Raw genomic sequence first — 9,894 nt, 5'->3', positions numbered from 1 at the left:
TATCAAGACTTTATTTTTTAAATCGCCCTTGATCATACTTTCCTTCTCTGTCAAAACCGCTTCAGTTCGCCCCCTTCCTCGCGATGGGGCTACAAAGATAACCCTTTTAACATTGCAAGGCAAGGGTTGTATTACGTTTTTTATATTGGCTAGAAGGATAATTTACCTTTTTTGACCTCGATTTCATGAAGCTATTGAATGCTTAGTATTGGTAATTAAATAATTAGACCCACTAAAGGCGGAATCCACTGAACCAAACATTCAAAAAATTGCAGCGTTATGTTCAGAGTTATATACAGCCAATGGACAGATTTGAAATAGTAGTACTGAAGGATGAGGAAAAATTACAGTTTGAGGTTATTGATTACGTACACCATGAAGATGATAACCGCTGTAAGTTTGAGGTTTTAAGAAACGGGGCACTGGTGGCAAGCTTTGAGCCTGATCGCCGGGGCTTTATGCATATCTGCAAGAATTGCGGGATAGTCGATGAGGCTACCCTACATTTAATTGCCGATAAACTGGAGACAATAGCGCTCTAACTCATTACACGCTCAGAAAGATGCTATTACGCAGCGTGTTAATTATGCAAATCGGGCAATGAAAGCTATACATTGAAGAATAAGCCTGACGCAACGGAGCATTGCAAGAGGTGCAGGCGTATGAATTGAAAGCAGTACCTTAATACATAACTGACAAAATTTACCCTATCCTTAAATAGCTACTTATTATACTTATATAAACATAGTCTCGTCGAGGCTATTCTCCCGGAGAGCCGAGATAGTGAAACTCTGATTTAAGAACATCATTCGAGACATGTAGAAGTTAAACACCGTGAAACACAGAGCTACCGATATAAACAAAACTGTATTATCAATTTTAAAGAACGTTGCCCAGGCCATATAGGCGGACCAAAGAATCATAACCGACCCCAGAGTTAGGTTTAAATATTTGTTATTCAAAATCATCTGGATGATAAAGGGAAGGGCGATCAAAGAAATCCACATATTATCGGTCTCCACTGTCATCCAAACTACGACGGCGATAAAATAAAGGGAAGGAAGGTATTGTTTAATAATTGCTGTGTGTGATAATGATAAGGTGGTCATGCTGGTTGTAAGTTATTGAAACAGCTGGCATGCCTCCAATTAATATTCGCCTGTTGAAAGCATAACCAACGTACATCCTAATACGGTTTCTATTCCTTTTTGTTCGGCTAATTGTTCAAGTTCTGGATTCTCGGTGCCGGGGTTAAAAATTATCCGTTTGGGACAGGTATTTAATATATAGTCGTAGAGCGGCTCCTGGTTGCGGGTGCCTACATACATAGTGATAGTGTCTACTTCGTGGTGAATATATTCAGGCTTTTCAATCGGGACACCCGCCACTTCGCCTGACTTGATGCCCACGTTAATTATTTCGTGTCCATATCTGGCCAACTTATTTGATGCGAGATATGCATATCTGCTTGAATCTGGGGTAGCTCCTAACACTATAGTCCTTTTCATTATCTAAGTTTTATATACTTGTTAATACAGCTTCTGCACAATTCATGCCATCGATAGCGGCAGACACTATTCCCCCTGCGTAGCCCGCACCTTCAGCACAGGGAAACAATCCTTTAAGTTGAGGGTGTTGCAGAGTTTCTCTATCTCTCGGGATTCTGACAGGCGATGAAGTTCTGGACTCTACGCCGACCAGAATTGCTTCATTGGTATAATAGCCTTTCATTTTTTTTCCAAACACTGGCAGAGCCTGTTTTAACCTGGAATACACGAAGCTCGGAAGAACCTCTTTTAAATCGGATGATTTGGTGCCGGGCAAGTAAGAGTTTTTGGGAAGATCAGTGGAAAGTCGGCCTTCAACAAAATCCACCAGCCTTTGAGCTGGCGCGACCAGCTTCCCTCCACCCGCTGCATACGCTTTTCGCTCTGTTTCGGCCTGGAACTCTAACAATGAAAAGGGATTTTGATAACCTTTTATATCTTCCAGGTTAACCTGAACCACAGTGCCGGAATTGGCAAAGGGATTATTTCTCTTTGATGGAGACCAGCCGTTCACTACGATCTCGTTATAATCCGTTGCACAGGGCGCGATAATTCCCCCGGGACACATACAAAAGGAAAACACTCCTCTATTTTCAACTTGTTCTACAAAACTATAGGATGACGGCGGCAGATAAGGGTCGCGTATTTCGCAATGATATTGTGCTTTGTCGATAATTTCCTGGGGATGTTCAATCCGCACACCCAAAGCGAAGGGCTTTGCTTCTAACAGAATTTTCTGCTTTTGCAGCAGATAATAGATATCGCGGGCAGAATGGCCGGTTGCGAGAATCACTTTTTCTGAGCTGAACGTTTCACCCGAAGAAGTTTTCACTCCTCTAATTTCGCCGCCTTTAATGATAAAGTCTGTAACCTTGCAATCGAATATCACCTCTCCACCTGCGTTTAAAATATTATCTCGTATAGACACAATTATCTGCGGAAGCTTATTGGTTCCAATATGCGGACGGGCATCGATCAGAATATCTGGCGTAGCCCCGTGAGCCACCAGGGTTTTAAGCACATATTGGATATCTCCCCGTTTATTTGAGCGCGTATAGAGCTTGCCATCTGAATACGTGCCCGCCCCACCTTCACCAAAGCAATAATTCGATTCAGGATTAATTACACCTTCTTTGTTAATGGCTGCCAGATCACGGCGACGCTGCTTTACGTCTTTGCCGCGCTCAAGTACTATTGGTTTTAAACCCAGTTCGATACAACGCAATGCAGCAAACAAACCTGCCGGACCGGCGCCGACAATCAGAACTGGCTTTTTATCGGCAACATTGGGATAATTTATAGAAAAAATTTCGGGGGCGGGTGTTTCGTCGACAAAGACCTGGGCCTTTACACGATAAACCACTTGTTTACCCCGGGCGTCGATAGATCGCTTAAGAATTCGAAGTTCAGAGATTTTGGCGGAAGGTATGCGCAAACTTGTCGCTGCCTTATTATGTATTGATTTTGCGTCGGATGCTTCGGCAGGAAGCAATACCAGTTCTATTTCTTTAATCATGCTGGGCCAGGTTTTTATCCCGGACCAACAAATTTAAGACTTTGGCTGGACAGAAAGAGATTATTTATAATTCATCTCAATGCTACCAATACTGCTGGTTTCGGTCACCGCCTCAGATTGGCTAGCGGGAGTAATGCTAGAAGGCATGTTTAATTTCCTTTCCCGGGAACCTCTTTCGGAAGATTTTTCTGACTGCGAATGTACCCGGCTTTGGGGCGAAGGCTCTAAGATCTGCATTTCCCCGTCTTCGCCTACCGACAATTCAGGCAGACCGGTAACAGTTTCGGGTTTAGTTTTATAAGGTTGCAGAAAATCGATTTTAGAATCACCATCGCTTTCGAAAAAATCGGTTTCGGTAAATAAACTCTTTACAGTAACAGGAATTACTATAGACATAAATAACCCTAAAGGTAAAAGCACTTTAGTTGTTTGCTTCATCTTTCTAAATAACATTACAGATGGCGTAAATTTTCTATACGCTTATTCTTAACTAATTGTTACAAAAGTTTTCAGGTAGACCAAACTTTTAACCCGGTTCATCTTTTTATATTTATGCAAAATAATATCTCTGTTAATCATCTAAAGTGGTAGATTTCCACATTGGAAGCTGGAAGCCAGCGCGGGCTTTGATAGGAAGCGACCAGAACTACTTAAAAAAGGCCTGATAGCCAATCCTGGCAGCTGAAGCATGTTGAAAAGAAGAACGCTAATCTGCAGGGATACAAACAAAAAGAGATTTTATCCTATTTTACTGACAGAATGTCTAACAAATGCTTAATATTTTAATTTACACATAGAAGGAATAGATTTTGATACCAAAAACGAAAAGCAATAACCTTTAAATCATGAGAAAATTTATTTATACCCTAGCCGGATTATTTACAATGCTATCTGTATCATCGTGCGGATATAACACTATGGTAGACCTCGATGAGCAAGTTAAAGCACAATGGGGCCAGGTGCAAAACGTCTACAAAAGAAGAGCCGATTTGATTCCGAACCTGGTTGCCTCTGTAAAAGGCGCAGCGGGCCACGAGAGAGAGACACTTACAGCTGTAATTGAAGCACGTGCGAAAGCTACTGCGGTAAACGTAGACCCCACCAAACTTACACCAGAAGCAATAGAGAAGTTCAATCAAGCACAGGGACAATTGAGCACTGCTTTGGGGAGATTGATGGTGGTTACTGAAAATTACCCCCAATTGCAGGCAAATCAAAACTTTCTGCAATTGCAGGAACAAATTGAAGGAACCGAAAACCGGATCACTGTAGAAAGGCAGAAGTTCAATGAAGTAACGCAGGCTTATAACTCTAAAATCAGAAGATTCCCATCAAACCTTACTGCATCTATGTTCGGATTTAAAGAGAAGGGATATTTTCAGGCAGATGCTGCTTCTCAAAATGCGCCGAAAGTTGAATTTTAAACGACAATAATGCCTCTATTTACAGATTCAGAACAGGAACAAATTCGTGAGGCTATTGAAGCTGCCGAAAAAAACACGTCCGGAGAAATACGGATCAGTGCTGAAAAGCATTGCAAGGAATCTCCGCTAGACCGGGCTGCAAACTATTTCCACAAAATAGGTATGGATAAAACAGCGCTCCGAAATGGAGTGCTGATTTATATCGCTACGGAAGACCATAAATTTGCCATCATTGGAGATGCAGGGATTAACAAAGTTGTTCCTGAAGATTTTTGGGACACTACCAAAGACGCCATGCTTAACCATTTTAAGTCCGGTGATATTGTTCAGGCGCTGATTACCGGCATTAATATGGCCGGCGAAAAACTGAAACAATATTTCCCTTATACCGATGGTGATAAAAATGAATTGTCGGACGACATTTCTTATATGTAGTTCCTGCAGAAATACTGATAAAACAGCCACAGGCAAATGAGATCCAAGAAACTAAGCTTCCTGATTACCTTTTTAATATTCTTTAGCCTCAACGGCTTTACCCAGGAATTCCCCAAGCAGCCAAATCCACCGAGACTTGTAAACGATTTCACCAACACACTTTCGCCAGACCAACTGAACCATTTAGAGCAAAAGCTGGTAGCGTTTGACGATTCAACATCTATCCAGGTTGCGATTGTAATGATACAATCTGTGGGTAACTACGACGTAGACGCTTACGCTGCAAGGCTGGGAGAAGCCTGGGGTGTGGGACAAAAAGGAAAGAATAGCGGCATCGTGATTCTTGTAGCGTTGAAAGACCGGAAGATGTCAATTCAAACCGGCTACGGTTTAGAGGGCGCCTTGCCTGATGCTACCGCCGCTCGCATCCGGCTCAATGAAATTAATCCAAGGTTTAGGGAAGGTGATTATTTTGGCGGACTCAACAAAGCCACCGATGCGATTATAGCTTATACTAAAGGCGAATACAAAAATACCAATCCAAAAAAGAGTTCGGGAAAGCCGAACAAATTCCCAACCGGATTAATTATTATAATAATTCTCGTCATTTTCTTTTTATCGCGCAAAGGCGGAGGAGGAAAAGGCGGACAGATTATCGGCAGTCGTGGCGGATCAAGCTTATTTTGGTGGACATTGATGTCTGGCATGGGCAATCGTGGCGGCGGGGGCGGCTTTGGAGGGTTCGGTGGTGGCTCGGGAGGATTTGGCGGAGGCGGCGGTGGTGGCTTCGGCGGATTCGGAGGAGGAAGCTTTGGTGGCGGTGGTTCCGGAGGAAGCTGGTAGTGGCTTAATTAAATAGACACATTATGATTCGAAAAGATTTTATTGAGGCAGAGATTCAAAAACTTGCACAAGTTATTGCAAAAATTATCGGGTTAAAAAACCAGGGGAATTTTGACGAGGCTTTGAAAACCAGCGAGGAAACCCTTTCTGAGAATTTTGGCTTCGAGAAAAAATTTCTCGAAAATAGCACAGTTGAAGACTTTGAGACTGAGTTAAGAGGAAGAAATTATTCAGCCGAAAAGCTTAATGCACTTGCTCATTTGATGTTTGAAAGTGCTCATCCTTTTCAGGATACCGAAGAATGTGCGGCGTTAGCACATAAAGTTGCACTTGTATTGAACCTCCTGGAAACCGAACACCATCAGCAATCGTTCGAAAATCTAAGCAGAAGGGAAATGATCGACAATTTCTTAAACAATGAGCAGTATGAGTAGTGCTTTGAAGTGGGAAAAACTCAGTTCAAGATATCTGGTGAAAGAACAATGGGCTACCCTGAGAGTGGATACCTGTCGAATGCCGGATGGTACCCTGATTGATGATTATTACGTTTTAGAATACCCGAATTGGGTGAACGCAATTGCACTTACTGAGGAAGGTGAGGTAATACTGATCAGGCAATACCGGCATGCCGCCGAAAAAGTGATTCTTGAATTACCCGGAGGGTGCATTGATCCGGGTGAAACACCGGAAAAGGCAATTGAGAGAGAGCTTTTGGAAGAAACAGGATATCAATTCGAGTCATTAGAGCCTCTTTGCATTCTGCATGCCAACCCCTCAACTTCGGCCAATATCACATCCAGTTATCTGGCAAGAGGAGGCCGAAAGGTACAGGAACAACATTTAGACGGCCGCGAAGAGATAGAGGTGCTGACCGTAAACATCGACGAATTCAAAGACCTGGTTTTGAATAACCAACTTCCTCAGGCACTACACGCCAGCGCAGCCTTTCATGCCTTATTGAAGCTGGGGAAATTAGGATAATCGCTGCCCAAAGTTATTTCCAATATATTCGTATAAAAATGCGTTATGGAAAAATATGATCCACGTATAAATGCGTACATCGAAAAATCGGCAGACTTTGCCAAGCCTGTCTTAAATCATATCCGAAACCTTGTCCACCAAGCCTCGCCAGAAATTTTGGAAACTGTAAAATGGGGCTTTCCTCATTTTGACAGCAAAGGAACGCTCTGTAGCATGGCCTCGTTTAAAGAACACTGCGCCTTCGGATTCTGGAAAAGCGCTTTACTTACAGACCCGCTAAAGATTTTGCAAAAAGAAGTATCGAATGCCATGGGACAATTTGGGCGTATAAAATCGATCGCTGATTTACCTGAAGACGCGGTTTTGATATCGTATATCCGGGAGGCTATTGTATTGAATGAAAAAGGCATTAAAGTATCCAAAAGCACTGCACAAACCAAGGCTGTTATTGAGACGCCGGATTATTTCACAGAGGTTTTGAACCATAATCCGATAGCGAAGGCACATTTTGAGAATTTCAGCAACTCGCACCGAAAAGAATATATTGAGTGGTTTGAGGAAGCAAAGACTGATGAAACCAGAAATAAGCGTATTGCCACGGCTATAGAATGGATTACAGAAGGAAAGGGAAAAAACTGGAAATACGAACGAACACGTTGATGAAGATCCAAGATATCTTTATTTATCCTGTTAAATCTTTAGGAGGCATAAGAAGATCCGAATGCAAGGCACTTCAGCGTGGTTTTGAGCATGACAGGCGCTGGATGCTTGTGGACCATAGCGGTAAATTCATAACTCAGCGCGTAGAGCATTCGCTTGCTCTTTTAAATACCGAAATGACCGGTCACATCGCACACATCTACTGTAAAGATGAGCCCAAACAAAAGATCGCTCTAAACTTTGACCCTGAAACTGGCCGGAATATAGCGGTTACAATCTGGAACGATGACGTTACGGCAGTTCATCTAAGTGATGAAGCAGACGAATGGTTTAGCGACTTTCTTAAGAGACCTTGCAAGCTGGTTTTCATCCCTGAAACCGGCAAAAGACCGGTTGATCCCAAATATGCTGAAAGAAATGAGCAGGTGAGTTTTGCAGATGCTTTTCCCTACCTGTTAATCTCGCAGGCTTCGTTAGACGACCTGAACAGGCGCTTACTCCAGCCGGTTCCTATGGATCGATTCAGGCCGAACCTTGTAGTATCTGGTACTGATGCGTTTGCAGAAGACACCTGGGCTGAAATAAAAATAGGCGAAGTTCACTTTAAAGTTGCCAAACCCTGCGCCCGGTGTATATTAACTACAGTTGACCAAGAAACGGGGAAAAGAGGCAAAGAACCCCTTCAAACTTTGTCAAGCTACCGCAGTACCGATAATAAAGTTTTATTTGGCCAAAACCTGATTGCTTTAAATGAAGGTATTATCCGCGAAAATGACGATATCGAAATAATCAGTTATAAATAAACGACGATAAATTATAATCCAAAGCTTTGGTTCCGTTTATTTATAACTGAACAAGGTAGATACCCTTTGGACGTTGTTTCCTTTAATGTCATTATCAGCAGTGTACTCGGGCGTCATTGCCTATAGGGAACTTGAGATGCAAATGATCTGCCTATTGAGCAAATTTGCCACAACACCAGCAAAATATTATATAAAAGGTCCTGACGAAAACGCCAGGACCTTTGATTTTGTCTCTATCTATGATGCTTAACTCATTTTTAATTTCTTCTGGATATCCTGAACATAAGCCTTAAACTTTTTATCAGTATCTATTAAATCTTCTACCGTTTGGCAAGCATAAATTACTGTTGAGTGATCTCTTCCGCCAAAGAATGCGCCGATAGACTTTAGAGAGGTTTTAGTGTGGCTCTTTGAAAGATACATTGAAATCTGACGGGCCTGTACAATTTCGCGTTTACGTGTTTTTGATTTCACCATCTCTACCGGCACTTCAAAGTACTCGCAAACCAGCTTTTGAATATACTCCATCGAGATTTCCTTCGATGTATTCTTAATAAAGTTCTTTAACATTGATTTAGCTAACGCCAAATCAATCTCTTTCTTATTTAAGGTTGATTGCGCAAGCAGCGAAACCATAGCTCCTTCCAACTCGCGAACGTTGTTGTCGATGTTATGAGCAACGTATTCGATTACCTCACCCGGCAACTCAATGCCGTCGGTATACATTTTCATTTTCAGGATCGCCATACGGGTCTCCAGATCGGGCACCTGTAAATCGGCCGAAAGGCCCCATTTAAAACGGCTCAATAAACGTTCTTCTAAACCTGCCAGATCTTTAGGTGGTTTATCGGAAGTCAAAATTACTTGCTTACCTGACTGATGTAAATGATTAAATATGTGGAAGAAAATATCCTGCGTTTTTTCTTTTCCGGCGAAGTTATGAACATCATCCATGATGATGACATCCATTGCCTGATAGAAGTTCACAAAATCGTTGATGGTATTGTTTTTCAATGAATCAACAAACTGCTGGCAGAACTTCTCACACGAAACATAAATCACCAGCTTATCAGGATGTGAACGTTTTATTTCATTACCTATAGCCTGAGCCAGGTGAGTCTTTCCCAAGCCAACGCCTCCGTAAAGCATCAAGGGATTAAAAGAAGTTCCTCCCGGTTTTCCGGCTACGGCAAAACCGGCAGAGCGTGCAAGGCGATTACAGTCGCCTTCAATAAAATTCTCAAAGCTATAGTTCTGATTTAACTGCGGATCTACCTGAAGCTTTTTCAAACCAGGTATCACGAAAGGGTTCTTAATATCCTTATTCAAAGCAACCGGTATAGGCATCGACTGCCTTTTAGCGTCTGAGCCATTGCCATTAGATGGCATATTGGTTGTGTAAGGCTTATTATTTGATGATTTCTCTACTACTATATTGTACTCTAAACGTCCTTCTTCGCCCAACTGCTTCTTTACAGTCTTTCTTAAGAGCCCTACATAATGCTCTTCGAGCCATTCGTAAAAGAATAAACTGGGTACTTGTATGGTAAGCACATTACCTTCCAGACGCAAAGCCTTGATTGGTTCAAACCAAGTCTTGTAGCTCTGTGTAGGGATGTTGTCCTTTATGATTTGCAGGCAGCTGCTCCATACATTTGTACAAGTTTTTTCCATATTTTAACTTA

13 protein-coding genes are annotated in these 9,894 nt (G+C 42.2%); 8 read left to right on the top strand and 5 right to left on the bottom strand.

Annotated elements, in window-relative coordinates; genetic code table 11:
• The first annotated feature begins 302 nt into the window (after positions 1–302).
• Positions 303–542, top strand: a complete 240-nt coding sequence (locus J3P43_RS05750) for a hypothetical protein (RefSeq protein WP_255900155.1) — start codon at positions 303–305, stop codon at positions 540–542.
• A 192-nt stretch (positions 543–734) separates the two neighbouring features.
• On the opposite strand, the gene J3P43_RS05745 is transcribed toward J3P43_RS05750, so the two are convergent.
• From J3P43_RS05745 to J3P43_RS05730, 4 genes are read right to left on the bottom strand one after another with little or no spacing between them, the layout of a single operon-like run.
• Complete coding sequence (locus tag J3P43_RS05745) at positions 735–1,109, bottom strand: hypothetical protein (RefSeq protein ID WP_255900153.1); 375 nt, start codon at positions 1,107–1,109, stop codon at positions 735–737.
• Positions 1,110–1,148: 39 nt separating this feature from the next.
• Positions 1,149–1,508, bottom strand: coding sequence for a CoA-binding protein (locus J3P43_RS05740; protein ID WP_255900151.1), 360 nt, complete (start codon positions 1,506–1,508; stop codon positions 1,149–1,151).
• Between the two features lie 10 nt (positions 1,509–1,518).
• Positions 1,519–3,063, bottom strand: a complete 1,545-nt coding sequence (locus J3P43_RS05735; protein ID WP_255900149.1) for an NAD(P)/FAD-dependent oxidoreductase — start codon at positions 3,061–3,063, stop codon at positions 1,519–1,521.
• 60 nt (positions 3,064–3,123) lie between these two features.
• Positions 3,124–3,501 carry a hypothetical protein gene (locus tag J3P43_RS05730; RefSeq protein ID WP_255900147.1) on the bottom strand — a complete coding sequence of 126 codons (378 nt, stop codon included), beginning with the start codon at positions 3,499–3,501 and terminating at the stop codon, positions 3,124–3,126.
• Positions 3,502–3,908: 407 nt separating this feature from the next.
• Here J3P43_RS05730 and J3P43_RS05725 point away from each other — a divergent pair, with 407 nt between their 5' ends.
• The 7 genes from J3P43_RS05725 to J3P43_RS05695 are packed head-to-tail and all read left to right on the top strand — an operon-like array spanning position 3,909 to position 8,209.
• Positions 3,909–4,487 (top strand): LemA family protein, encoded by a 579-nt coding sequence (locus tag J3P43_RS05725; RefSeq protein WP_255900145.1) that lies wholly within the window; start codon positions 3,909–3,911, stop codon positions 4,485–4,487.
• Between the two features lie 9 nt (positions 4,488–4,496).
• Positions 4,497–4,922 carry a TPM domain-containing protein gene (locus tag J3P43_RS05720; RefSeq protein WP_255900143.1) on the top strand — a complete coding sequence of 142 codons (426 nt, stop codon included), beginning with the start codon at positions 4,497–4,499 and terminating at the stop codon, positions 4,920–4,922.
• A 36-nt stretch (positions 4,923–4,958) separates the two neighbouring features.
• Positions 4,959–5,765 carry a TPM domain-containing protein gene (locus tag J3P43_RS05715; protein ID WP_255900142.1) on the top strand — a complete coding sequence of 269 codons (807 nt, stop codon included), beginning with the start codon at positions 4,959–4,961 and terminating at the stop codon, positions 5,763–5,765.
• 23 nt (positions 5,766–5,788) lie between these two features.
• Positions 5,789–6,199 carry a hypothetical protein gene (locus J3P43_RS05710; RefSeq protein ID WP_255900141.1) on the top strand — a complete coding sequence of 137 codons (411 nt, stop codon included), beginning with the start codon at positions 5,789–5,791 and terminating at the stop codon, positions 6,197–6,199.
• Positions 6,183–6,746, top strand: coding sequence for an NUDIX hydrolase (locus J3P43_RS05705; protein ID WP_255900139.1), 564 nt, complete (start codon positions 6,183–6,185; stop codon positions 6,744–6,746). The genes J3P43_RS05710 and J3P43_RS05705 overlap by 17 nt, the downstream gene beginning before the upstream one ends.
• A gap of 45 nt (positions 6,747–6,791) precedes the next feature.
• On the top strand, positions 6,792–7,406 hold the full coding sequence (locus tag J3P43_RS05700; protein ID WP_255900137.1) for a YdeI/OmpD-associated family protein: 615 nt from the start codon (positions 6,792–6,794) through the stop codon (positions 7,404–7,406).
• Positions 7,406–8,209 carry an MOSC domain-containing protein gene (locus tag J3P43_RS05695; protein WP_255900135.1) on the top strand — a complete coding sequence of 268 codons (804 nt, stop codon included), beginning with the start codon at positions 7,406–7,408 and terminating at the stop codon, positions 8,207–8,209. The genes J3P43_RS05700 and J3P43_RS05695 overlap by 1 nt, the downstream gene beginning before the upstream one ends.
• Positions 8,210–8,455: 246 nt before the next feature.
• On the opposite strand, the gene dnaA is transcribed toward J3P43_RS05695, so the two are convergent.
• Complete coding sequence (gene dnaA / locus J3P43_RS05690; RefSeq protein ID WP_255900133.1) at positions 8,456–9,883, bottom strand: chromosomal replication initiator protein DnaA; 1,428 nt, start codon at positions 9,881–9,883, stop codon at positions 8,456–8,458.
• Between the last annotated feature and the right edge of the window lie 11 nt (positions 9,884–9,894).

It is taken from the genome of Paradesertivirga mongoliensis (assembly GCF_024436395.1).
In the GTDB taxonomy this organism is placed as follows: Bacteria; Bacteroidota; Bacteroidia; order Sphingobacteriales; family Sphingobacteriaceae; genus Paradesertivirga; species Paradesertivirga mongoliensis.
Note: the sequence above shows the minus strand (reverse complement) of the source record. Positions and strands in the feature narration are given on the sequence as shown.

Excerpts from the sequence above, each read along its gene's own strand:
- J3P43_RS05715 (WP_255900142.1), top strand. The coding sequence starts at position 4,959 with ATGAGATCCAAGAAACTAAGCTTCCTGATTACCTTTTTAATATTCTTT.
- J3P43_RS05720 (WP_255900143.1), top strand. The coding sequence starts at position 4,497 with ATGCCTCTATTTACAGATTCAGAACAGGAACAAATTCGTGAGGCTATT.
- J3P43_RS05730 (WP_255900147.1), bottom strand. The coding sequence starts at position 3,501 with ATGAAGCAAACAACTAAAGTGCTTTTACCTTTAGGGTTATTTATGTCT.
- J3P43_RS05710 (WP_255900141.1), top strand. The coding sequence starts at position 5,789 with ATGATTCGAAAAGATTTTATTGAGGCAGAGATTCAAAAACTTGCACAA.
- dnaA (WP_255900133.1), bottom strand. The coding sequence starts at position 9,883 with ATGGAAAAAACTTGTACAAATGTATGGAGCAGCTGCCTGCAAATCATA.
- J3P43_RS05740 (WP_255900151.1), bottom strand. The coding sequence starts at position 1,508 with ATGAAAAGGACTATAGTGTTAGGAGCTACCCCAGATTCAAGCAGATAT.
- J3P43_RS05695 (WP_255900135.1), top strand. The coding sequence starts at position 7,406 with ATGAAGATCCAAGATATCTTTATTTATCCTGTTAAATCTTTAGGAGGC.
- J3P43_RS05705 (WP_255900139.1), top strand. The coding sequence starts at position 6,183 with ATGAGCAGTATGAGTAGTGCTTTGAAGTGGGAAAAACTCAGTTCAAGA.
- J3P43_RS05735 (WP_255900149.1), bottom strand. The coding sequence starts at position 3,063 with ATGATTAAAGAAATAGAACTGGTATTGCTTCCTGCCGAAGCATCCGAC.
- J3P43_RS05750 (WP_255900155.1), top strand. The coding sequence starts at position 303 with ATGGACAGATTTGAAATAGTAGTACTGAAGGATGAGGAAAAATTACAG.
- J3P43_RS05700 (WP_255900137.1), top strand. The coding sequence starts at position 6,792 with ATGGAAAAATATGATCCACGTATAAATGCGTACATCGAAAAATCGGCA.
- J3P43_RS05725 (WP_255900145.1), top strand. The coding sequence starts at position 3,909 with ATGAGAAAATTTATTTATACCCTAGCCGGATTATTTACAATGCTATCT.
- J3P43_RS05745 (WP_255900153.1), bottom strand. The coding sequence starts at position 1,109 with ATGACCACCTTATCATTATCACACACAGCAATTATTAAACAATACCTT.